Below are 23,134 nucleotides of genomic sequence, written 5' to 3'. Positions count from 1 at the left end.
CCGCTGCTCCGCAGCTCCCGTCCCGGGGTCGTCCGTCGACTGCGGACGGCAGTTGCGGAGCAGCGTGTAGGTACGATGGTCTAGGTGTGCCGGGAAGTCTGGTCGGCGAGCAACTCGACTGACTCCGCCGACAGGAGGCCCCCATGGTCCCCCCTTCGCTCTTGTCCCGCTCCCGCCTTCGCAGCCTGGCCCGGGGCAGCTTCTCCGAATACCGCCGTATCACCGGCGTCCTCCGCAAGGAGACCGTGGGCGGTGCCCTCCTTCTGGCCGCGACCGTCGTCGCGCTCCTCTGGGCCAACTCGCCGTGGTCGCCCGGCTATTTCGCCTTCCGCGACTTCCGTCTCGGCTATGGCCCGTGGCACCTCGACCTGAGCCTCGGCCAATGGGCGTCAGACGGACTGCTCGCAATCTTCTTCTTCGTCGCCGGGCTCGAGCTCAAACGGGAATTCGTCGCGGGCGACCTCCGCAGGCCCGAGTCAGCCATCGTCCCCGTTGTCGCGGCGTGCGGCGGCGTCGCGCTCCCTGCGGTCATCTTCACGCTCGTGAATGCTGGCTCCGGCGGTATGGGGGACGCACTCCGCGGCTGGGCGGTGCCCACGGCGACTGACATAGCGTTCGCCCTCGCCGTGCTCGCCGTCATCAGCACGCACCTGCCCGCCGCGCTGCGGACGTTCCTGCTCACGCTCGCGGTTGTCGACGACCTGATCGCGATCGCCATCATCGCGATCTTCTACGCGAGCGGCCTGAACCTCGCCTTCCTGGCACTCGCGATCGTCCCCCTCGCCCTGTTCACATGGCTCGTCCAGCGGCGAGTGCGCTCGTGGTACCTCCTGCTCCCCCTCGCCGTCCTCACGTGGGGCCTCGTCCACGCCTCGGGTATCCATGCGACGGTGGCCGGCGTGCTCATGGGCTTCGCTGTCCCGGTGATCAGGAGCGAGAAGGCTGGCGGCCCCGGCCTGGCCGAGCACTTCGAGCACCGATTCCGTCCGCTTTCCGCGGGCATCGCTGTGCCTGTCTTCGCGTTCTTCTCGGCCGGAGTCGAGGTGGGCGGGGCCGCCGGGATCCGCTCCGCCCTCTCCGACCCCGTGGCCGTAGGCATCATCCTTGCGCTCGTCGTGGGGAAGGCCCTCGGCGTCTTCGGCTCCACATGGCTCGTCACGAAGACCCGCCGCGCCGAACTGGATCCCGACCTCGCATGGGTCGATGTGTTCGGCCTCGCCCTCCTCGCGGGCGTCGGCTTCACTGTGTCGCTGCTCGTCGCGGGGCTGGCCTTCGGAGAGGGCTCGCCCCATGACGAGCATGCCAAGGTGGCCGTCCTCACGGGCTCGCTCACGGCGGCGCTGCTCGCCGCCGTCGTGCTCCGGGCCCGGAACCGGCACTACCGCCGGGTCGCGGACCGGGAGACCCTTGACGCCGACGGCGACGGCGTGCCGGACGTTTTCGGGAGCACCGAAGACGTCCGGTAGCCGCTCGTGGGAAGTGCCCTGCTGACCGCTACGAGTGCCTGCCCCGCTGCCGGGCGGCGAACTTGGGGGCGAAGGCTCCCAGGAGCATGAGGGCGCCCGAGGCGAAGAGCGCGTCCGACGTCGTGTAGTCCGGCGCGGGGGCCCCGGCTGCCGTCTGCGCGGTGAGGCTCACCTCGGACGGCGTGGACTCGGCCGACTGCACACCTTGGACCTGTGAGGTTCCGGCAGCACTGCCCAGGCCAGTGCTGCTGTTGGCAGTGCTGCTGTTGCCAGCGCTGCTGGTGCCAGCGCTGCTCTGGCCCGCGCTGCTGTTGCCCGGGCTGCTCTGGCCTCCACCGCCCTGGACGCTGACCGGAGTCGCAGAGGCGCTGGCCGACGGCGTGACGCTGGCCGACGGCGAGGCGCTGGCCGACGGCGAGGCGCTGGCCGACGGCGTGACACTGGCCGACGGCGAGGCGCTGGCGGACGGCGTGACACTGGCGGACGCCGTCGCGCTCGGGGACGCAGAATCCGTCGTCGGACCAGAGCCCGGCACCTCCGTCGTCGGACCAGAGCCCGGCACCTCCGTCGTCGGACCCGAGCCCGGCACCTCCGTCGTCGGACCAGAGCCCGGCACCTCCGTCGTCGGACCAGAGCCCGGGGTCGAGGTGGGAGTCACGCTGGGCGTGGGGCTGGGCGTCGCGACGACGCAGCCAGCGGCGTAGATCGCCTGGCCGTCCGTGGTCCAGTTCTGTCCGGGCACCGTGATCGTCTGCCCCTTGTCCACGTAGCTGAACGTCGGGAAGATGTCTCCCGGGTACTTGCCCTGGGAGTGATAGGTGGCCAGCGAGGTCATCTCCACCTCTTGGTACTGGTATGGGTGCGTCTGCGACCTCGTCAGGTGGCAGACCGCCATCTTGTCGGTGCCGGTGTTCGACGACGGGGCGGCGAGGGCAGGGCTCGTGGCGATTCCAGCGACGAAGAAGGCGCTCGCCCCGACCGCGAGGAGGCCCGTCACATAGTTTGTCTTGCGGGTGCGAATCGGCGGCATGGAGACCGCCTCCTTTCAACCTTTTTCGAATTTCACGTGCACTGCCCGCAGCGGAAAGTCAGCAAGACGATCTGCGCGTCAGGATTGTCGTAATTGCAGGAAAAGAGAACTACTTCGCAGGGGTCGTTCGCGAAGGAAAAGGCCTTCGACTTGTCGACGATCCTGCGGTCCGCGAGCGCACAGTTCACGATGCTCCCGTTCGCCTCCGTCAGGGAGGCCGGCTGCCCCAACGCCCAGCCGGCGTAGCTCAGCCGGTTGAACGGGAAGGTCGCATCGGTGCACAGGGCCACCTGCTGGTGGCATGTGTGCCCGGCCAGGACCACGGGACGTACGCTGGCCGATTCCCCCGTTCCCGTCAGCCAGTGCCCCACGGGATCGAATCCATTGGCGTCGAGGGGTGGATCCACCGTCTGGGTGGCGCTCCATTGCATCGGCACGACGTCCACGCCCAGGCCCGCTGCCGGCCAGGCGAAGTGCCGCGGCGGCAGATCCGTGGGCTGAAAGCCGCCGACGGCGGCACTGGTCGCCTGCACGGACGACGTCGCCGCGGACGTCGGGGTCCTGCCGGTCGCCTTGGGGGAGGGCGCGGCCGAGGCCCTCGGGCTGGAGGCGGAAGCCGCGGAAGAGCCAGCCGTGCCGGCAGCAAGCCCCAATTGCTGAGCGGCCTGCGCCCGGAGATCCTTCTGCTCCTGGTCCTCCAGAGCGTGCAGTCCGGCGAACACCGCGAGCGCCGCCGCGAGGGCTAGGGCCGTCATGCGGGCCCACCGCCCCCAGCCATTCGCCCGCATTCTCCGCCGACGCATTCTTCCCCTCATTATTGCTTTCCTCGGCCATGGCAGACGCGTATTCGCGGAATGGCCCCAGCTTCCCCTGGAATTTCCCATCCGCTCGGAAACCCCGCATATCCGACCGAATACCGAACGTCATGCCCTCCAGTACAGCCGGGGAATTCGGCCGGGTCACCAGTAGTCGGTACCCGGCTTCCGGGGGCGGGTCGTCGGAGCACCTCTGGCGAGTACGCGGAACGCTCCCCACGAGTACCCGGTTGGACTACGCAGACCGCATCCGGGAACGCCCGGATACTTGGAATCGAGTCAGAAAAGGGAGACTCGACCCTCGCATGGAGCCCGTTCCAGACCCGGGCCGGCTTGCGCGCGCCGGGAGGAAACCCTCGGAAAACCGGGCCTGTACCCCGGGATTTCATGCCAGTAGCGGGTACGCAGACCGGGCCCCGAGGCAGCTGAGGACTACTTGCCCGCACCGAGGCCCGTACTCAAGGACCGAGGGCTGTGCCGCGGCCGTCACCTGAATCCGCGCGCCGGAAGACCCGTTTCATCCCAATCACCTTGTCGCTCCCGGCGCCCCTCACGACCGTGGGAGCAGGCGCAGCCAGGCAATGCCGCGCACGCGCTGCTGAGCCCGCGCTGAGCGGTATGCGCTGCTCAGGCAAAAAGGGGATGGAGGGGACATGGTCCGGATTGATCCGACTGCTGAGGTCGAGGACGGGGCAGAGGTCGGAGAGGGCACCACGGTGTGGCAGTACGCCCACGTGCGATCGGGCGCGGTCGTGGGCCGCGAGTGCGTCCTCGGCCGGGGCGTCTATGTGGGCCCGGGAGCGAGGATAGGGAACCGCTGCAAGATCCAGAACTACGCCCTCGTGTACGAGCCCGCAATCGTCGAGGACGGTGCCTTCATCGGCCCGGGCGTGGTGTTCACGAACGACCTCAACCCGCGCGCCATCACCCCCGAGGGAGCGCTGAAGACCGCCGACGACTGGGATGCTGTCGGGGTCAGCGTCGGACGGGGCACCTCGATCGGCGCGAGGGCCGTCTGCGTGGCCCCCGTCCGCCTGGGCGAGTGGGCGACGGTGGCCGCCGGCGCCGTCGTCGTCAGGGACGTGCCGGACTACGCGCTCGTGGCGGGCGTCCCAGCCCGTCAGCTCGGCTGGGTCGGCGAGGCCGGGTATCGGCTCAAGCCCGACGGTGACGCCGGTGCCAGTGAGAAGGCCTGGCTGTGCCCCGCGACCGGCTTGCGCTATGTCGAGCGGGACGGGCGCCTCAGGAGGGAGCCGGCATGAGCGCGGAAGCCCTCCCCCAGCAGGCCCACCCGACGACCCGCGGGGGCACGGTCATGCTCGGCGGCACGGCCGTCACCCTGCTCGACGGCGACGAGGCCGTCGACGCGATCATCGGCGGATGCCGCACACGCAGCCGTCCGCTCGGAGTGGTCTCGGCAAACCTCGATCACGTGTACCACTTCGGCCAGGGCGGCCGGTGGCAGCACGTACTGGACGGCACGGACGGGGTCGCGTGGCTCACGCTGCTCGACGGCGCCCCCCTCGCCGCCCACGCCGAACGCCTCACGGGACGGCCCTGGCCGCGACTCGCCGGCAGCGACCTCATCGCGCCGCTCCTGGACCGGTGCGAGGCGGAGGGCCTGAGCGTCGGCTTCCTCGGAGGGAGCCCGGACGCGCAGGTCCTCCTCCGCGGCCGCCTGGCCGAACAGCGCCCGGCCCTCAGGGTGGCCGGCTTCTGGGCGCCCAGCCGCGGTGAGCTCGAGGACCGTTCCATGTCCGAGATCGTGGCCCGCTCGATCGCTGCAACGAGGGCGGACGTGCTCGTCGTGGGGCTGGGCAAGCCGCGCCAGGAGCTGTGGATCGCGGAGCACGGCGCCGAGACCGGCGCCCACGTCCTGCTCGCGTTCGGCGCCGTCGTCGACTTCCTCGCGGAGCGCGTGCGGCGCGCTCCGGTATGGGTGGCCGAGCACGGGTTCGAATGGGCGTGGCGGCTCGCCCTCGAGCCAGCACGGCTCTCCGAACGGTACCTGGTCCAGGGGCCTGAGGCTTACGTGCGGCTCCGGCGCCACAGTGCCACGGAGAGGAACGGTGCCGAGAGGAACGGTGCCGAGAGGAACGGTACCGAGAGGAACGGTACCGAGAGGAACGGCTCCAGCGAAGCTTGGGGCGCCGCTGGAACGGTCGCCATCTCGGCCGCGGCACGGGCTGCGGCAGCGAGGACGTCCGCCCGTGCCGCCCACCCCGCAGGGCGGGGCCGCGCTGGCGACGGAGCCGACGAGCCTGGGTCCCAGCCCGCCCTCTTCGTTCCCCGGGGCGAGCCGGCCGACGTCGCCGTGCTCGTCCCCACCTACCGCAGCGCAGCCCTCGTCGGGCCGCTGCTCGATTCCCTGCGCCCGGAGGCCCAAGCGCTGCGCCTGCGGGTTGTCGTCGCCGACAACTCTCCCGACTCGGAGACGCTCGACGCCGCGGCAGGGCATCCGGACGTCGTGGCCTTCGCCACCGGCGGCAATCTGGGGTACGCGGGGGCGATCAACGCGGCCATGGCGGTGGCCGGTCCAGCGGAGGCGTACCTCGTGCTCAACCCTGACACCGAAGTCCTGCCCTCGTCCATCGGGGCGATGCTGGCGCGGCTCCGGCGGAGCGGCGCGGGCGCCGTCGTGCCGCTCATGCTCACGGACGACGGCGCGCGGTACCCCTCGCTGCGTCGGGAACCTACGGCGGTGCGCGCGTGGGGCGACGCGCTGTTCGGGGACCACTTCGCCCGGCGCCCGCAATGGATTGCCGAGACCGACTACGACGCCGAGAGCTATGCCCACGCGCACACCGTGGACTGGGCCACCGGCGCGGCGATCCTGATCTCGGCCGAGGCCGCGGCCGCCGCAGGCCCTTGGGACGAGCGGTTCTTCATGTACTCGGAGGAGACCGACTACTGCCGCGCCCTGCGCGGGTGCGGCTTCGACGTGTGGTTCGAGCCCGCGGCCCGGGTCATGCACTCGGGAGCGGGATCCGGGGCCTCGGACGGCCTCGCCGCGCTCATGGCGGTCAACCGCATCCGCTACATGCGCAAGCACCACCCCGGTGGGCTATCCGCGCTCGCCGCCGCCGCCGTCGTCGTCCGCGAAGCCCTTCGGGCCACCGACGCCAGCCACCGCCGGACGCTCACTACGCTCCTCCGGCCACGCGAATGGGCTCAGCTGCCGCACTCGACGTGGCACGCCCACGGGCCTGGGCAGGACCATCCCGAAGGCAGCGTCATCATCCCCGCCCACAACGAAGAGGCCGTCATCGCCCGGACCCTCGAGGGGCTCCGGCCCGCGCTCGCGAGCGGGCGCGTCGAAGTGATCGTCGCCTGCAACGCCTGCACCGACCGGACCGCCGAGATCGCGGCGGGCTATCCGGGCGTGCGGGTGCTCGACCTCCCGGAACCGGGCAAGGCCCGCGCGCTCAACGCCGCCGACGCCGTCGCCACCCGTTGGCCGCGCGTCTACCTCGACGCAGACATCGAGATCCCCCCATCGGCGCTTGCCGCCACTCTCGCCGAGCTCGCTGAGGGCAGGCACTTGGCCGGGCGGCCCGACTTCCGCTACGACACCTCGGGCTGCGACCCCCTCGTCGCCGCCTACTACCGGGCCCGCGTGCGGATCCCGTCCAACCGCGCGGCCCTCTGGGGCGCGGGGTGCTACGCGATGACGGAAGAGGGCCACCGGATCCTCGGGGCGTTCCCCGAGGACGCGGCCGACGACTTCTTCGTGGACACCGTCTTCGCACCCGAGCACAGAGTGCTGCTCGAGGGCGATCCCGTGGTCGTGAGGCCGCCGCGAACCACCGCATCACTCGTCTCCACCCTGCATCGCGTCTACCGGGCCGCCACCAGCGGGCCATCCGCTGCGTCGACGCGGACGCTGCAAGGCCTCATCGCCTCCGTGCAAGGACCGCTCTCTGCCCTGGATGCCGCGGTCTATGCATCGTTCGCCCTCGTCGGGCGGCGACAGCCCCGCTCCCGCTTCATCGGTTCCACCGGCTCCCAGCACTGGGAGCGCGACGAGAGCAGCCGGCAGTCCGCAGCAGCGGGCACCTCCCCGTCCCAGCGCACCATCAGGGCCTAGCAAGGAGTCATCATGGGCCAGTCAACTGCACCCTTCTCCCCTCGGCGCTCGTTCCGCCGGATCATCGCTGGCTGGGCCTCGGCGCTGCTCGTGATGGCGGTCTTCGTCGCCGTGCCCGTGGCCTCCGCGCCGTCCGCCAAGGCCGCAACGGACCCCTGCTCCCCCATTGTGAGCGCCGTGGCCTGTGAGAACACCCAGCCCGGCGATCCGCAGACGGACTGGATGATCTCGGGAGACGGGGACTCGACCATCCAGGGCTACGCAACCCAGATCAGCGTCAACGTGGGCCAGACGGTGCAATTCAAGATCAGCACCCCGGCGAAGTCATACCACTTCGACATCCTGCGGCTCGGGTACTACCAAGGCAACGGGGCCCGGAAGATCGCCTCTGGCCTCAAGCCCAGCGCGACCCTCCCCCAGACTCAGCCTGCCTGCCAGACGTTCTCCGACACGGGTCTCGTCGACTGCGGCAACTGGGCCGTCTCCGCGTCCTGGGCCGTTCCGGCGACGGCAGTTTCGGGTGTCTACATCGCTCACCTCGTCCGCGACGACACGGGCGGCGACAGCTGGATCACCTTCGTGGTCCGCAACGACGCATCGAACTCCGCGATCCTCTACCAGACCAACGACGAGACCTGGCAGGCGTACAACACCTACGGTGGCAACAGCCTCTACCAGTGCACCGTCGCGTGCCCGCCGGGGAACCCTTTGGGCTACAAGGCCGCCTTCAAGGTCTCCTACAACAGGCCCTTCCATACTGCACTCGATGATCAGGGCCGCAGCTGGGTGACCTACGCCGAACTGCCCATGATCGGGTTCCTGGAGGAAAACGGCTATGACGTGAGCTACCAGGCCGGGGTCGACACGGCGACCAACGCCTCATCGCTCCTCAGCCACAAGGCGCTCGTCACATCAGGGCACGACGAGTACGTCTCCTACGACCAACGGGCCAATATCGAGGCCGCGCGCGACAAGGGCGTGAACATCGCAATGTTCACGGGAAATGAGATGTTCTGGCGGACGCGCTGGGAGTCCAGCCAAGCCGGGCCCACGACGTCGAATCGCACCCTGGTCGCCTATAAGGACACGCACTTCAACCAGCCCACTGACCCAGTGACGTGGACGGGAGCCTACGACGATCCCCGCTTCGGGACCGCCGGCGGGGGTGGAAATCCCCAGAACTCGCTCACCGGCCAATACTTCAGCGTCAACTCCGGTACGACCGATATCAGCGTGCCGGCACAATACGCAAAGCTGCGGATGTGGAGGAACACTGCCGTCGCGAATCTCACGGGCTCCCAGTCCATCACCCTAGGTTCAGGGTTGGGCACGCTCGGATATGAATGGGACATCGACGCCGACAACGGCTTCCGTCCGTCCGGGCTCTTCGACCTGTCTTCGACGACTGACACGAACACGGAAGTGTTCACCGACTACGGGAGCACGACTCAGACCGGACACACCGCAACCCATCACCTGACCGAGTACCGCGCCCCGAGCGGCGCCCTCGTGTTCGGTGCCGGAACTGTCCAGTGGTCCTGGGGTCTCGACAACTTCCATACGGGAGGCAGCACCGACACGAACATGCAGCAGGCCACGGTCAATCTCTTTGCCGACATGGGCGCCCAAGCCGTCACTCTCATTTCCGGACTCGTCCAGACGGCAGCGTCGAGCGACACCACGGCGCCGACGTCAGTCATCACTTCTCCCGCGGCCAAGGCGAGCATTGCCGACGGAACTCTCGTGACGGTCTCCGGCACAGCCACCGACGGAGGCGGCGGGGTCGTCGCGGGTGTCGAGGTCTCGACGGACGGCGGGAAGACGTGGCACCCAGCCACGGGCACCACGAACTGGACCTACTCTTGGGTAGCCCACGACGTGCCCGCGACGACCATCGAGTCACGTGCCGTCGACGACAGCGGCAATCTCGAGAAGCCGGGCTCGGGCGTAACCGTAGGCATCTCATGCCCCTGCTCGATTCTGGGGCAAGGCGCGAAGCCCGGCGACGTGGACGCGGGCGATCCCAGCTCGGTCGAGTTGGGTTCACAGTTCTACTCGGACGTCAACGGCAACGTCACCGGCGTCCGCTTCTACAAGGCGAGCACCAACACCGGCACCCACGTCGGCAACCTGTGGACGACATCCGGCACGCTTCTTGCGAGCGGCACCTTCACCGGTGAAACCGCTTCGGGTTGGCAGACTCTGACCTTCTCCAAGCCGGTCGCGATCACATCTGGCACGCGATACATCGTTTCGTACTTCGCGCCCAACGGTCATTATTCAGAGGATCCCGGATACTTCTACAACAATCCGTCGCCTCAGCCAGCGGGCAGCGATTCGGTCGATTCTCCTCCGCTCCACTTCACCCGAAGTGTCCCCGGGGCAGCCAACGGCTTCTACGCCTACAACAGCACCTCGGTCTTCCCGAACCAGATCTACAACGCTGAGAACTATTGGGTCGACCCGGTCTTCTCACCTGCAGGTCCGACGCCCCCTGCCGTGTCCTCGACATCTCCGACCTCCGGCGCCACTGGTGTTGCGGTGAGCACGACGCCCAGCGCCACGTTCGACCAACCGATCACCGCCTCTTCACTGACGTTCAGCCTGAAGGACGCCAGCGGCAGCCCAGTCGCGGGAACGACTGCGCTCAGCAGCAACAACACGGTTGCAACCTTCACGCCCTCGGCGGCCCTCGCCAACAGCACAACCTACACGGCCACGTTGAGCGGAGCGACCAACTCGAATGGCCAGGCAATGTCCCAGTACAGCTGGAGTTTCACGACAGCTGCACCTCCGCCGGCTCCCGCGGTCACCTCGACATCTCCGGCATCAGGGGCCACCGGGGTGACCGCGACAGTCGCACCCAGTGCGACATTCAATCAAGCAGTGACCGCCTCCTCGGTGACGTTCACTCTGAAAGACGCCAACAGCAATGCCGTCTCCGGCAGTGCGACCTTCAATGCCGCCAACACGACGGTGACATTCAAGCCGTCGTCGAACCTGGCATTCAGCACGCAGTACACGGCGACCGTGAGCGGTGCAACGAACTCCAGCGGACAGGCGATGACCGCCCCCTACACGTGGAGCTTCACCACAGCCGCGGCTCCTCCCGCGCCTAGCATCAGCTCGAGCAATCCCGCGCCCGGAGCGGTGAGGGTGCCTGTCACCTCTGCCGTCAACGCCACCTTCAGCCAGGATGTCTCAGCCTCGTCGATCCAGTTCGTCCTGAAAGACGCGGCTGGAAACCCGGTTGCAGGTTCGGTCGCCTACTCGAGTTCGACGACGACGGCCACCTTCACACCCTCGGCTTCCTTGGCCAACAGCACGCAGTACACGGCCACGGTAAGCGGGGCAACCAACTCGACGGGACAGACGATGTCTCCGTACAGCTGGAGCTTCACCACCGTTCCCCCGTACAGCTGCCCCTGCACGGTCTTCCCCTCCAGTTCCACGCCCGCTACGGCCAGCGCCAACGACTCGGGCGGCGTCGAACTCGGGATGAAGTTCCAGGTGTCGACCGCGGGGCAGATCACCGGCGTGCGGTTCTACAAGGGGCCGCTCAACTCCGGTACGCACGTAGGCAACCTGTGGACGTCCAGCGGGACCAAGCTCGCCACGGTGACGTTCGTCAACGAGTCCGCCTCGGGCTGGCAGCAGGCCTACTTCTCGACGCCCGTATCCGTGACCGCGAATACGACCTACGTTGTTTCCTACTACGCTCCGAACGGGGGCTACGCCTACACCGGGAACGGGTTCTCCGCCACGCAGGGCAGCGCTCCCATCACCGGCTTGGACAATACGTCCTCGGGAGGAAATGGCATCTACGCCTACGGATCAGCCTCAGCGTTCCCGACGAGCTCCTACAACGCGACGAACTATTGGGTTGACGCCGTCTTCAACGCAGGGTCAACCGTTGCGCCTTCCGTAATGAGTGTTTCGCCGTCGCAAGGGTCGACGAGTGTCCCGGTGACCTCGTCCGCGTCCATAACGTTCGATCAGTCGGTCGACACCTCAGCGGCGACGTTCACGCTCAGCTCTGGCGGAACCAACGTCGCTGGGAGCGTGGGCAACCTCTCGGCCACGGGCACCTACACCTTCACCCCGAGCTCGGCTCTTGCCGCCAACACGACCTATACGGCAACAGTCTCGGGAGTGAAGAACGCCACGGGCCAGGCCATGACATCCCCGTACAGCTGGAGCTTCTCGACGGGGGGATCCTCCTACACGTGCCCGTGCAGTGTATTCGGATCCTCCGCGACCCCAGCGACGCCATCGGTGAATGATGCGAACGCCGTCGAACTTGGCATGCAGTTCACGGCCGACGTATCGGGATCGGTGAGTGCCATCAAGTTCTACAAGGGGGCCCAGAACACCGGGACCCACGTCGGCCATCTCTGGACGGCAAGTGGAACTCTGCTCGCCACCGTCACGTTCAGCGGTGAAACGGCCAGCGGCTGGCAGACCGCTTCCCTGTCGACCCCGGTCGCCATTTCGGCCAACACAACGTATGTGGTTTCGTACTACGCACCGAACGGGTTCTATTCCGCCAACGGCGGGTACTTCTCGACCTCGGCAGATTCACCGCCGCTGCACGGTCTGGCGAGCGCTGGGAGCAACCTGAACGGACTCTACAGCTACGGCGCATCCGGGTTCCCGACGAACAGCTACAACGCTACGAACTACTGGGTAGATATCGTCTTCACGATTCCGTAGCTCAAATCCAGAAGGACTGGGCCACGGCAGCGCGCGAGCGCTGGCCGTGGCCCAGTCCTTTGGCCGTTCTGCTGAGCTGGCAATGTCAACTCGACTAGGACCAGGGCGACGGCTTGATTCGTGACCACCAGTGGCGCTGAGCTCCGTGATGGAGGTGTTGCAGTTGACGCGTCTTCACGGTCGGTCTCCCGGGATTGGACGTGCGCGTTGCCGAAGCCACTGGACAGATGGAAGCCACAGGACAGATGGAAGCCACAGGACAGATGGAAGCCACAGGACAGATGGTGGGCTTCGCGCTGGCCGGCCCAGCAGGCGGCAAGTCCCCCGAGCACGGGAACTCCACATGATCTCCCGGACGGGATCGGCGCTGGTCCATAGGCTGTTCGAACCACCTCAAGGAGGCAAACCCCTCGGGCATGCCCACCGTCGTCGAGGTGGTCCTGAATCACACCTCTCACAGGACGCCGGCCGGCGCACTCTCACGAGGAGGTGGCCGGCGCGCTCTCACGAGGAGGCGGCCGTCGCCGGTGTGACGTTGGATCCGATCCCCCCACCGGCCGCGATCCCCTACCGCCGATGGTTGAGTTCGCGGATTTGAGTTCTCGGACGCGGATTTGAGTTCTCGGATGCGAATCAGGGCGGTCAGACGGTGAGCAGCGGCTCTAAACGGTCGCGCGAAGGGCGGATGTCGAGCCCGACGAAGAGACCCCGGGATGCGGACGAGACGCGATGGTAGGCACCAGCGAGTCCAAGCAGCATGAAGGTGAAAGCCGCGGACAGCGGGAATGAGAGGGCGTCGAAGAACGTGAAGCTCACTGCGCTTGCGCACAAGGCTGCCGCTATTGCGCTCCCGAGCTGCTGTTGGAATGGCGTCCGGGCACGCCTGCTGGAACCCCAGGCGCAGACAATCCCGGTCGCGAAGAACCAGAGGACGGCGGCCAGGCCAACGAGGCCCAGTTCGACAATGACCCCCAGGTACTCGTTGTCGAGATAGACATAGCTCGGCAAGAGGGTGCCGAATCCGCGCCCGAGGATCGGCGACCTCGAAGCCATGCCGAACGCGACGTCGTAGCTGTTCAGACGCGAGGAAACGCTGGGATCACCTGCCGCGCCAGTGAACATGCCGAGAAGGGTTCCCGCGAAGCCCGGCACGCTGACATACACCAGACCGAGGATTCCACATCCGATCAGAGAGGCAGCAGCGCGCACGCGCGGGGACCAGGACACGAAGAGCACGGCTATCGCCACGACCGCCGCAATGAGGGCAGACCGTGAGACGGAAAGCACCGCTGCAGTTCCGATCACTGCTGCTGGCCACCACCTCGCAAGCACTCCCCTTTCGCGGTCCTCCAGCGCAAGCGCCAACGCCAAGGGCAGAATTGCGCACAGGACGAGACCGTACTCGAGCGGGTGGGAGGCGGTTCCTGCCGCGCGGACGAAGCCTCCGCGCTGGTCGATTGCTCCGGCAGTGTCACCGCTCATTCCGGGAATGCTGATCCATGCGAGCAGTGAGGTCTTCGTGATGAACTGGGCCAGGCCAAGGGCAGCCATGAGCGCCCCGGTGGTAACGATCCGGCGGACCATGATGATGACGTCGTCCATGGTCCGCAGACCATCGTGCGTCACGAGGCAGAGGCCGCACCATGCGGCAACTAGCAGGAGGCCCGTGTCTGCTGGGCTTATCTCGGCGCCAGGAAGGCCGCGGAACATTGCTCCCGCGTAGCTCGCCAGGACCGCAATGACGACGGCTGCGAGAGCCCACCTCACCGGTTGAAACGGCCAGGGGACGGCAACATGGCGCCGCAGCTTGTCGGCCAGCCACCAGGCGAAAAGGCCAAGGGCGAGAAGGGTAGCGGGCCGGCCTACAGTTCCGATCACGGTGAACGTGAGGTAGGACGGCACGAGGCACAGGGCAAGGAAGATCGTCAGGACTGTCTTCGCGTCCGGCCCCTGGCTGAGGATCCTGGAGAAGCGGCTCACCTTGCCTTCTCCCCTCGGCGGCGCAGCCCTGCGACCCTGTCGACGGAGACAACGGCCGTGCAGGTCAGGAGAACGCCGATCACAAGTGCTGCGGCCTCCCCGCGGATCCTGGTCCCGACCGACGCCCCTCCGTCTGCGACGTCGACTGCGGCGGCTGAGGTGGAGATGAAGGATTGGGTTGGAATGGCGAGCCGGCGCTGCAGGTCGGCAGCAGCAGTGGTGATCTGGTCCACCAGCGCCTCGGCCTTGGCTGTCGCCGCCTGGGGTGTTGCTGCCACTGCTTCCACGGTGAGCCTGGGCTGGTCATACTCCGAGGACCACTGGCCTCCCGAGTTCGGGAGAACGACCGTGAACCCGTTCCGCACCCCAGCTCCTACGAGGGAACCGCCGAAGGAGGCGCTCTCCTGCGCTTGGCCGTCGTCGATTGCGAGCCTCACCATCGCGGCGAAGTTCACGAGCGCCGCGAGCCCACCGTCGTCGACCTTCGAAAGGGACACGGAACCAGGCCACAGGAACGTCACCGCGCTCCGAGCGGAGTAGACGTGCTGACCCGGCCAGAGTGAAACGCAGGCCGCGGCGAGCGCGGCAATCATGACGACGGCGACGTACCACCGTCTGGCGAGTTCCCGGAAGAATTCGGCCGGAATCATCGGGCGCTCCTGCTCGGGCTCCGATGCGCGGCCCTCCCCGAAGCCTCGACGCCGGGCTCGCGTTCGCCGTCTTCGCCCGTTTCCCCTGCATACACCGAAACGAGATAGGGGCTCGACTCCTCGTCGTGCTCAGGGGCAGCAGTGTGGTGGGCCTTGGCCCTCCACCGGTCGGCCTCGAGACGACGGGACCTCCTGAGGAGAAGTCCATCCAGAAGAGCCGTGAGCAGGATGACCAGGACGACGCCCGCGGCCCCGACTCCACCGGTCGCCTGAATCCGCCTCTTGACGTCGACTGTCGGCGCGGAGGGCTGCGCTACCGGCATCGAGGAGATCCGGGAGGCCGCCGGAACGTGCAACGCGTCCTGCATCGACGTGAGCTCGGCCGGAACGTCGGCGAGGATCTTCTGGAGTGCGCTCCCAGCGTCCTCCGATGACCGGGCGGTCACCGTCACGACGAGGATCGAGCTGCCGGAAGTGACGTCCGGCAGAGCGGTGTAGGACATCTTCGGATAGGTGGCCGCGTACCTTCCAGTTGTGTCCGGAGCGGTCATACGGCGAGTGAGCACGTCCATCGCCTGTCCGAGGCCTCCAAGGAAGAGGTAGGGATTGCCCGCCGCTCCGACACTCTGTGGAGAAGGAAGCAGAACGAGGCTGCCATTTGCCTTGTAGTCTGCCGGCACGGCGCCGTACACGAGCAGGCACGCCGCTCCGACAGCCAGCAGCCCTGCGACTGCCGCATACCAACGACGGATGAGGGCCCATCCCACCATTCTGAGTTTCATCGTCTTTCATCCTTACCGGGCGTTTGGCGGCCCCTGTCTTCCCCGAGTCCGTTGTCGAACACGATCCAGCGCTGACCGCCCTGCGGCCGCTACGATGACGCGTTTTGCTGATGCACGAGCTGCCTCCCGGCCGAGCCGGAGGGGTCCACGAAGTGTGCGGTCGAGCGCCTGCTTGGTCCTTGTCGGCCGGGGCCACTCGTCGAGCAGGCCTGGAAACAGGTGGCTGTAGGCAGCGGGGGAAGTGAGCCTCCCGTGCACGCGATTGCTGACATTGGTCCCGTGGACGACCTGAAGCCACGCTGGCTGGCCCCATCCAAGCCTTGTCGGCATGAGCCGATGGAGTTCGTTGTGCCAGTCGGCCCAGCAGGTGGCGCCATCCTCCCACCGGGCCGAGACGCTGCAGAAGGCGTTGGCGCGGTCTACCCGCAGGTAGAGGGAAGGAGCGGCAGCGATGAGTCCTCTCGCCAGATAGAGAGCCGCCGGAGCCGGTTCGTGAGGAAGCGACTGGAGGCGTTCAACGAAGTCGACGGCGAGTGCATCGTCGTTGTCGAGATTGGTTGTGAGAAGCCGCTCTCGACGCGCCCCCGAGACTCCGGCCAAATCCTCGAGCAACTCGTCGGGAGGAACCTCCGCCCTGAAGATCGGCGTCATGACGCTGGCATCGCGCCACCGCTGAATCCGTTCCCGGAGCCAGTCGGGGCTCGCGGGGTCGAAGTATGCGATCCAGGCAAAGTTCTCGCTCGTCTGTGCCATCACTGAAGGGAGGCAGAATCTCTCGAAGAGCCCTACCCGCTGTTCGAGCCATCCCGTCCGCTCGCGTACAGACTGTTCGTAGCCGCGGGACGGGAGGTTGAACCGGGTGACAATCACGTGGTCGGTCCGAGAACTACGCTGCATGGCGTCCCCCTCCCCCCGTTTGCTCCTCGATCTCGATCCCGAGCATCGTGGCGACCGATCGGGCCCGTGCGTTCCAGCTGTGGCCCCTCGCCAACTGCTGTCTCCGTTGGACCCCCGCCGGATCTGGGCGAGCCGACAACAGCCGACCCACCCGGGATACGAAGTCGTCACGGTCGCCCGCGACATGGACGTCCGAAGATCCGATCCATTCGACTCCGGGCAGTGGCGTCGAAACGACGGGCAGTCCTGCGGCAAGGTACTCGAGGGTCTTCAGCGGGAAGCTGGCGAGATTGAATGCCGAAGCCGTGTAGGGGACGAGGGCAACGGCAGCGTGACCGAGGTAGGCGGGCAGATCGTCGAACGGTCGACTGCCCAGCCATTGGACCTCGGGACTGGCGACAAGGGCGTCGAACCGCATGCGGTCCACGCTCGGGTGCACCGGGCCGATCAAGAGCTGGCGGAGCCCGGCGTCCCTCAAGCCTTCCAGGAGCGAGAAGTCGAGGCGATCGCCCAGATGACCCACGAATATCGCGAAAGGGGACGGGAGGGCGATGTCCTCGGGACGATCCTGTGCCGCAGCACGGGCAAAGTGCTCGGCATCGCAACCGAAAGGAATCAACTCGGTCTCGCGACCTCGGATGCGGAGCGCCTCGGCAACACGTGGATTCGCAGCCATGACCAGATCGGCCTCTGCGGCAAGGCGGACGTCAGCCCGCGCGTAGGAAGCCGCGACCCCTCCGACAAGGGCAGCCATCGCCTCGAAATCGTCCTGGGCCCAGTACACCTTGGTGCTCTCTCCTATTCGGCCCGAGACTGGGGTCAGCACATTTGCCTCAATGGACGCCCTCGCGCTGCCGCCCAGACGCCCGAGGGCGTCACGCACCTGCAGCGCGGCGAGGCGCGCGTTCACTTCGGCGACCCCGCGTCGGGCCAATCCCGGGAGCCCTTCCGGTTCGAGGCGCGCAAGCCGCCGACCGAGAACAGTGAGCCGCGGCGCCCGTCGCACAGCAGACTTCCAGCCACCTTGGCGTACCCGGGTCGCGAGGGATTGGACTGGGTCGACATAGAGGACGGGTGCGAGGCGGGAAAGACCCACAGCGAGCTGCTGATCGGCCATCCACATGTCGTCCCACCGATTGGCGGCATTGATCACGAGAGTTCCTTCGAAACTGTCCATCTCAGGCCACCCCCGTCCGGCTGATGCGGGCCTGCTCGAGTTTGGTCCCGGCCCACCGGCGCGAACGGCCGAGCACGGAAAGGAAGAAGGCCTGCGCACGAGGGCCGGTGAGCGCAGCGCGGCGCCGGTCCAAGGCCTTCCAGCCCTCCAGCTGCCGGACGTCCACTCCCTGGGCCAGCGCAAATCGGACAAACTGTTCCGCCAGAGGGCCCTCAGAGCGTCCCAGGTCATATTCTCGTGCGGCCCGGGAAAGCGCTTCTTCGGCAAGCGCGCGCCCGACGAGGGATCGGAGTTCTCCGGGCGGCAGCTCCCCCAGGAGTGCGTCGAACATCTCCGAACGTTCCACAAGGTCGCTCAGATCGTTTTCACCGAGATGCATGTTGGCGCCGTGGATCCGGTAGAAGGCCTGAGGCGGGCCGCCGATGCGCCCCACGCCCCCCATTGAGGCGGCGCGGAGCCAGAAGTGCAGGTCAGCCGTATGGGGCAGGACGGCCTCGTAGCCGCCCAGGCGTTCGACTACCTCACGGCGGACGATTGCCTCCGGGTTCGCAATGACGTTGGTTCCACGCCGGCAGACCTCCCCCACCCACTCGGCTCCGTCCCATACGGTCCAGTTGACACGGATCCTCCGGGGCTGGACGGGCTCCTTCTCAAAGGACGGAGCGCGGCCGTACACAAGCATGGTGTCCGGCCACGACTCGAAGAGGGCAGCCGAGCGTGCAAGCGATCCCGGCGCGAGGAGATCGTCCGCGGAGAGGAGAACCACGTAGTCCCCTCGGCACCTGCCGAGTCCGTCATTGTAGGTCGCGATATGCCCGAGATTCGCAGTGTGGAGAACAGCGGAAACCCTTGCCTCCCTGGCGGCCAGCTCCTGAGCGACGATGGCGCTTCCATCCGTCGACGCGTCGTCGACGATGAGCACTTCGACGTCGACATCGGATTGGCTGAGCGCACTGTCCACCGCCCCAGGGAGATAGTGGCCGTAGTTGTAGCAGGGGATCACCACCGAGATCAGGGGACGCCCCTTCAGTTCACTGGGCTCGGGTCGGCGCATCGGACACCTCCCGTCGATGGTTCCCCTTGCTCCGCGGGGAGAGGAGCCGGTCTCGCCAGAGGGGGCGGGTGCACCCGAGATACACCACTCCGCCGACGACGCCGCCTACGGAGAGCCGAAGCCAGTCAACGGATACGGGGATGCAGACGATGAACGCGGAGATGGCAGCCAGGCACGTCCCGACGAGGGGCCGCCCAGTCACCTGCCAGAGACCTTGAAGGACGCCCGGGGCCAACCGGCGAACGAGAACGACCTGGACGGGGATCACGACGGCCAGGAGCACGACCACGTGGGCCCAGCCGACCCCGACAAGCCCCATGGTGTTGAGTCCGATGAGCATCCCGAGCGACAGCGCGACGATCCATACGCACTGCACCAGCAGAGCCGCTCCCGTCCGCCCAATGGCAACGAGCAGATTGGACAGCATCAGTTCGAAAAGCATGGGCACGCCATAGAGCGCAAGCACTGCGACGACAGGGCCGGCCGCGGCCCACGGATGGCCGTACAGGACCGAGACGACCTCCCGGGAGAACACCGACGTGAATCCGCAGACCGGAAGGCCGATGAAGAAGACGGCGCTGCCCCACACCCGAAGGCTGCCTCGCAGGCCCTCGGAAGCGCCAGCGTGGTTCGAGAATGCAGGCATAGCGACCGAGTTGAGCGCCGACGAAAGAATGGAAACCGCAAGGGATGCGATGGAGAAGGCCACCGAATACACGCCCAGCAACGCGGGGCCCATCGCGTGGCCAACGAGCGCGAAGTCTGCATTCAGCAGTGCATAGCCCACCACATTCGCTGCCGCGAGCGGGACTCCGAACCGCAGGAGGAACTGGAACGCGCGCCGTTCAAACCGCGGCCTCACCCACTGCTTCCCGAGAATCAGCATGACCGCGCCCGTGACCACCGCCGTCACGACCTTCGACCACGCGAAGGACAGCGGCCCCGAACCGCCGAAGGCCAGGAGCACGAGGACAGCGCTCGAGGGCACGAAGGCAAGAGCGCCGGCGGTGAAGATCGAACGCTGCCGGAAGTCGCGGGCCAGGAGAGCGCCGGGGACCGCGGAGAAGCCCGATGCGGCCACTCCGAGAGCGAGAACCCGGATCGAGGTCTCAGCATCAGGGGCGCCGAGCAAGTCGGCCAGAGGCCTCGCCCCTGCGACCATCATGATCGCAAGGGAGCCAGACCAGACCCACGCAATGGTGACCACGGTGGGGCCAAGCTCGCTCACCGAGAGATCCCGGCGGATGAGTGCGGAGGCGACGCCGAGCTCGCTCATCGACGTCGCAATTGTTCCGACCACCAACGCTGCGGTGAACACGCCGAAGTCCCGCGGTGAGACGAGCCGGACGGCGACGACCATGATCGCGACATTGGCGACCCGCATGACCAGGGTGTTGATCCCGCTCCACAGAGCTCCGGAGCCTACGCTGCTGTCGCGTCGCTTCCCTCTGGCCATCGCCGCACTCAGCATCCCCGCACCACCTCGGCCACGAGCCTCTGCTGCTCCGGCGTGATGTGCGGGAACATCGGCAGCGACAGGATCTGCGAGGAGGCCTCCTCGGCCACGGGGAAGTCGCCCGGGTGGTAGCCGAGGTAGGAGAACGCCTCGGTGAGGTGCACGGGAGTCGGGTAGTGGATCCCCGTCCCGATCCCGGCGCCGGCGAGCGCGGACTGCACGCGCTCGCGGTCCTCGGCGCGGATCACGTACAGGTGCCACACGTCCTCGTTGCCGGGACGGCTGCGGGGCGTGCGTACACCCGGCACCCCGTCGAGCAGCTCCGCGTACAGCCGGGCGGCCGCGCGCCGTCGTGCGTTCCAATCGGCGAGCCTGCGCAGCTTGGCCCTCAGGACGATGGCCTGCATGGCATCGAGGCGCGAGTTGAATCCCACGATCTCGTGCACGTACTTCACACGGCTTCCGTGCGCGGCAAGGAGGCGCACCATGTCGGCGAGGATGGGGTCGTTGGTGGTGACCGCGCCGCCGTCGCCCGCGGCACCCAGATTCTTGCCGGGGTAGAAGCTCGTTGCTGCGATGTGCCCGAGCGAGCCGGCGGAGCGGCCGTAGTGCCTCGCGCCGTGAGCCTGCGCGGCGTCCTCGACGACGGCGAGGCCGCGGTGCGCTGCGAGCGGCACGAGCGACTCGACCGGCGCGGTCTGTCCGAAAAGGTGGACCGGGACGATGGCCTGCGTCCTAGGCCCCACCGCCCGGCCCACCTCGTCGGTGTCGATGAGCAGGGTTTCGGGCTCGACGTCGACGAGCACCGGGCGCGCCCCGGCGCGAACGACGGCTTCGGCGGTTGCCACAAAGGTGTTCGCGGGCAGGATCACCTCACCGCCCGGCCCGACGCCGACTGCCCTGAGCGCGAGCTCGAGCGCGTCGGTGCCATTGGCGACGCCGATGCAGGCGCCCACCCCGATGAAGTCCGCGTATTCCTCCTCGAACGCCGTGACCTGCGGTCCGCCGATGAAGGCGCCCGTGTCGAGCGCCCGCACCACCTCGGGTACGACGTCGGAGCTCACTTCCTGCTGTTGGGCGACGAGGTCCACGAAGGGAACCCTCTGGACTCGGCCTGCCTGCGCCTCGGCTGTCATGACTCTCCCCTGGATCCCGCGACGTGGGCGTCCTGGGACATGGGCCGGGCGGGGACGCCAACCCACGTCTGCCCTTCGGGCACGTCCGAGACGACGGCTGCCCCCATTCCGATGACGGCGCGCGCACCCACCCGGGTGCGCTGCCGGATGCTGCTGTTCATTCCCAGATAGGCCGCGCGCCCGACGACGACGGATCCGCCGAGCGAGACCCCGGCACCGAACGTCGCGTAGTCGTCAGCGACGTCACCGTGGGTGAACGTGACCCCTGGCATGACGACGACGTGCCGCCCCAGCGAGACGGCGGCCGTCATGACGACGTTCGCGAGCAGGATGCTCCCTTCCCCCACGGTGCAGCCCTCGGGCACCATGACACTCGGATGCACGATCGTGGCGAACCGCCCGGGCGGAAGCCCGAGGGAAGCGAGGCGGCGGACGATGTCGGCGCGGATGGCCCCACTCCCGACGCACACCGCGACCCGCGCACCGGGATGCTTTCGCACCTCGGCCAGCGGGCCCAGGACGTGTGCGCCGTCGAGGAGGCTGCCGGCGCGGATGGGATCGTCGTCGAGGATCCCGAGGAGGTCGAAGTCGTCTCCGCCCCGCACGAGGGACATGACCTCGCGGGCTAGGCCGCTCGCGGCGACGAGGAGGAGCTCAGTCACGTCAGTTCCCCCGCCCGCCTCTGGTGGGTCGGCACCTTCTGCGTATCAGGCACCTTCTGCGTATCAGGCACCTTCTGCGTCTGAGCGGCGCGGCGGACGGCGTCGGCCACGCGCTCCACGCCCTCCTCTCCGAGCTCGTGGTAGAGGGGCAGGATGAGGGTGCGGGCCGTGAGCCGCTCGGTCACCGGGAGCGGCACCCGAGGCGGCTGGCCGGCGAAGGCCGGTTCGAGGTGGGAGGCCATGATTCCCGTCCGGGCCGAGATGCCCTCGACTGCGAGCGCGTCGAGGAGCCCATCCCGAGTGAGCGGGAAATCGTCGCCGACCTCGGCCCATAACGACTGGAAGTTCGACTCGCCCTCGGGCGGGTCCTCGACGAACCTGAGCCCGGGGACGTCGTCGAGCGCCTCCCGGTAGGCCGCCGCAAGGGCGCGGCGCCGCTCGATCATCGCCGGGAGACGCCTCAGCTGGACGATCCCGATCGCCGCCTGGACGTCCGTCATCCGGAAGTTGTAGCCGAGCTCGGTGTACTGCTCCGCTGGGGCGCGCACGGCCTCGTGCCGCTCGGCGGCCGAGACGCTCGCGGCGTGCTGGCGCAGCCGGGTTGCCCGCGCCGCCCAGTCCTCGCGGTCGGTCGTGAGCATGCCGCCCTCGCCGGTCGTAAGCAGCTTGCGCGGGTGGAAGGACCATGCCGCGACGTCCGCGCCGATTCCCACGGGACGCCCGCGGTACCGTGAGCCTGCGGCACACGCCGCGTCCTCGATGAGCGCGATGCTGCGGGCGCCGCAGAGCTCGGCGAGGGGGCCGACGTCGGCCGGCATCCCGCCCTGGTCGACGACGACCACGGCACTCACCCGGGGCCCGAGGACCTCGGCGACGGTCTCGGCGGTCATGTTGCCGGTCATGGGATCGACGTCCGCGAACACGGGCACGGCGCCCACATACCGCGGCGCATTCGCGGTCGCGATGAAGGAGAAGGACGGAACCACCACCTCGTCCCCCGGCTTGACGCCCGCGACAAGCAGCGCGAGGTGCAGCGCGGCCGTGCAGCTCGAGACCGCCACCCCGCACGTCACTCCCTGTGCCGCAGCGAACGCGGACTCGAACTCCGCGACGCGCGGGCCTTGGGCCAGCCAACCGGACGCGATGACCTCCGCGACTGCGTCGGCCTCCTCGGCGCCGACCCAGGGCTTCATGACGTTGATGCGCTCGAGCGCGGCGACGCCCTCGTC

General features: G+C 67.9%; 16 protein-coding genes. 4 read left to right on the top strand and 12 right to left on the bottom strand.

Translation table 11 applies throughout. From position 1 onward, the window contains the following. Positions 1-143: 143 nt before the first annotated feature. Positions 144-1,466 carry a Na+/H+ antiporter NhaA gene (gene nhaA, locus E6A21_RS08175; protein WP_138443661.1) on the top strand — a complete coding sequence of 441 codons (1,323 nt, stop codon included), beginning with the start codon at positions 144-146 and terminating at the stop codon, positions 1,464-1,466. Positions 1,467-1,494: 28 nt separating this feature from the next. On the opposite strand, the gene E6A21_RS08170 is transcribed toward nhaA, so the two are convergent. Together E6A21_RS08170 and E6A21_RS08165 are read right to left on the bottom strand one after the other, a co-directional pair. Then, positions 1,495-2,496, bottom strand: coding sequence for a hypothetical protein (locus E6A21_RS08170; protein WP_138443660.1), 1,002 nt, complete (start codon positions 2,494-2,496; stop codon positions 1,495-1,497). Between the two features lie 32 nt (positions 2,497-2,528). Further along, complete coding sequence (locus tag E6A21_RS08165) at positions 2,529-3,251, bottom strand: hypothetical protein (RefSeq protein ID WP_138443659.1); 723 nt, start codon at positions 3,249-3,251, stop codon at positions 2,529-2,531. A 713-nt stretch (positions 3,252-3,964) separates the two neighbouring features. Between E6A21_RS08165 and E6A21_RS08160 the strand changes: the two genes are divergently transcribed. From E6A21_RS08160 to E6A21_RS08145, 3 genes are read left to right on the top strand one after another with little or no spacing between them, the layout of a single operon-like run. Beyond that, the gene (locus E6A21_RS08160; protein ID WP_138443658.1) at positions 3,965-4,573 is read left to right on the top strand and encodes an N-acetyltransferase; all 609 of its coding nucleotides are present in this window, start codon (positions 3,965-3,967) and stop codon (positions 4,571-4,573) included. After that, positions 4,570-7,398: a WecB/TagA/CpsF family glycosyltransferase gene (locus E6A21_RS18130; protein WP_246036268.1), complete on the top strand. Its 2,829-nt coding sequence runs from the start codon at positions 4,570-4,572 to the stop codon at positions 7,396-7,398. Before E6A21_RS08160 ends, E6A21_RS18130 begins: the two co-directional genes overlap by 4 nt. Positions 7,399-7,410: 12 nt before the next feature. Beyond that, positions 7,411-12,111 carry a DUF4082 domain-containing protein gene (locus tag E6A21_RS08145; protein WP_246036267.1) on the top strand — a complete coding sequence of 1,567 codons (4,701 nt, stop codon included), beginning with the start codon at positions 7,411-7,413 and terminating at the stop codon, positions 12,109-12,111. Between the two features lie 642 nt (positions 12,112-12,753). Here the strand turns inward: E6A21_RS08145 and E6A21_RS08140 are convergent. Genes E6A21_RS08140 through E6A21_RS08095 form a run of 10 tightly spaced genes read right to left on the bottom strand, consistent with a single transcriptional unit; the run spans position 12,754 to position 23,098 of the window. Continuing rightward, positions 12,754-14,091, bottom strand: coding sequence for an O-antigen ligase family protein (locus tag E6A21_RS08140; protein ID WP_138443657.1), 1,338 nt, complete (start codon positions 14,089-14,091; stop codon positions 12,754-12,756). Then, positions 14,088-14,741 carry a hypothetical protein gene (locus tag E6A21_RS08135; protein ID WP_138443656.1) on the bottom strand — a complete coding sequence of 218 codons (654 nt, stop codon included), beginning with the start codon at positions 14,739-14,741 and terminating at the stop codon, positions 14,088-14,090. Before E6A21_RS08135 ends, E6A21_RS08140 begins: the two co-directional genes overlap by 4 nt. Continuing rightward, complete coding sequence (locus E6A21_RS08130) at positions 14,738-15,523, bottom strand: hypothetical protein (protein WP_138443655.1); 786 nt, start codon at positions 15,521-15,523, stop codon at positions 14,738-14,740. Before E6A21_RS08130 ends, E6A21_RS08135 begins: the two co-directional genes overlap by 4 nt. A gap of 12 nt (positions 15,524-15,535) precedes the next feature. Continuing rightward, positions 15,536-16,420 carry a glycosyltransferase gene (locus E6A21_RS08125; protein WP_138443654.1) on the bottom strand — a complete coding sequence of 295 codons (885 nt, stop codon included), beginning with the start codon at positions 16,418-16,420 and terminating at the stop codon, positions 15,536-15,538. Beyond that, on the bottom strand, positions 16,410-17,573 hold the full coding sequence (locus tag E6A21_RS08120) for a glycosyltransferase (RefSeq protein ID WP_171041326.1): 1,164 nt from the start codon (positions 17,571-17,573) through the stop codon (positions 16,410-16,412). The genes E6A21_RS08125 and E6A21_RS08120 overlap by 11 nt, the downstream gene beginning before the upstream one ends. Before the next feature lie 25 nt (positions 17,574-17,598). Next, positions 17,599-18,651, bottom strand: coding sequence for a glycosyltransferase family 2 protein (locus E6A21_RS08115; RefSeq protein ID WP_138443652.1), 1,053 nt, complete (start codon positions 18,649-18,651; stop codon positions 17,599-17,601). Continuing rightward, positions 18,629-20,107 (bottom strand): oligosaccharide flippase family protein, encoded by a 1,479-nt coding sequence (locus E6A21_RS08110; RefSeq protein ID WP_281281570.1) that lies wholly within the window; start codon positions 20,105-20,107, stop codon positions 18,629-18,631. Before E6A21_RS08110 ends, E6A21_RS08115 begins: the two co-directional genes overlap by 23 nt. 8 nt (positions 20,108-20,115) lie before the next feature. Beyond that, positions 20,116-21,243 (bottom strand): DegT/DnrJ/EryC1/StrS family aminotransferase, encoded by a 1,128-nt coding sequence (locus tag E6A21_RS08105; protein ID WP_138443650.1) that lies wholly within the window; start codon positions 21,241-21,243, stop codon positions 20,116-20,118. Next, positions 21,240-21,905 (bottom strand): NeuD/PglB/VioB family sugar acetyltransferase, encoded by a 666-nt coding sequence (locus E6A21_RS08100; protein ID WP_138443649.1) that lies wholly within the window; start codon positions 21,903-21,905, stop codon positions 21,240-21,242. Before E6A21_RS08100 ends, E6A21_RS08105 begins: the two co-directional genes overlap by 4 nt. Next, on the bottom strand, positions 21,902-23,098 hold the full coding sequence (locus tag E6A21_RS08095) for a DegT/DnrJ/EryC1/StrS family aminotransferase (RefSeq protein ID WP_138443828.1): 1,197 nt from the start codon (positions 23,096-23,098) through the stop codon (positions 21,902-21,904). Before E6A21_RS08095 ends, E6A21_RS08100 begins: the two co-directional genes overlap by 4 nt. Positions 23,099-23,134 lie beyond the last annotated feature (36 nt).

The organism is Sinomonas susongensis (genome assembly GCF_005877005.1).
In the GTDB taxonomy this organism is placed as follows: domain Bacteria; phylum Actinomycetota; class Actinomycetes; order Actinomycetales; family Micrococcaceae; genus Sinomonas; species Sinomonas susongensis.
This window is presented reverse-complemented; position numbering and strand designations above follow the sequence as displayed.

Coding starts and splice junctions, on each gene's coding strand:
- E6A21_RS08095 (WP_138443828.1), bottom strand. CDS start 23,098: ATGAAGCCCTGGGTCGGCGCCGAGGAGGCCGACGCAGTCGCGGAGGTC.
- nhaA (WP_138443661.1), top strand. CDS start 144: ATGGTCCCCCCTTCGCTCTTGTCCCGCTCCCGCCTTCGCAGCCTGGCC.
- E6A21_RS08110 (WP_281281570.1), bottom strand. CDS start 20,107: ATGGCCAGAGGGAAGCGACGCGACAGCAGCGTAGGCTCCGGAGCTCTG.
- E6A21_RS08115 (WP_138443652.1), bottom strand. CDS start 18,651: ATGCGCCGACCCGAGCCCAGTGAACTGAAGGGGCGTCCCCTGATCTCG.
- E6A21_RS08135 (WP_138443656.1), bottom strand. CDS start 14,741: ATGATTCCGGCCGAATTCTTCCGGGAACTCGCCAGACGGTGGTACGTC.
- E6A21_RS08130 (WP_138443655.1), bottom strand. CDS start 15,523: ATGAAACTCAGAATGGTGGGATGGGCCCTCATCCGTCGTTGGTATGCG.
- E6A21_RS08125 (WP_138443654.1), bottom strand. CDS start 16,420: ATGCAGCGTAGTTCTCGGACCGACCACGTGATTGTCACCCGGTTCAAC.
- E6A21_RS08145 (WP_246036267.1), top strand. CDS start 7,411: ATGGGCCAGTCAACTGCACCCTTCTCCCCTCGGCGCTCGTTCCGCCGG.
- E6A21_RS08160 (WP_138443658.1), top strand. CDS start 3,965: ATGGTCCGGATTGATCCGACTGCTGAGGTCGAGGACGGGGCAGAGGTC.
- E6A21_RS08165 (WP_138443659.1), bottom strand. CDS start 3,251: ATGACGGCCCTAGCCCTCGCGGCGGCGCTCGCGGTGTTCGCCGGACTG.
- E6A21_RS18130 (WP_246036268.1), top strand. CDS start 4,570: ATGAGCGCGGAAGCCCTCCCCCAGCAGGCCCACCCGACGACCCGCGGG.
- E6A21_RS08170 (WP_138443660.1), bottom strand. CDS start 2,496: ATGCCGCCGATTCGCACCCGCAAGACAAACTATGTGACGGGCCTCCTC.
- E6A21_RS08105 (WP_138443650.1), bottom strand. CDS start 21,243: ATGACAGCCGAGGCGCAGGCAGGCCGAGTCCAGAGGGTTCCCTTCGTG.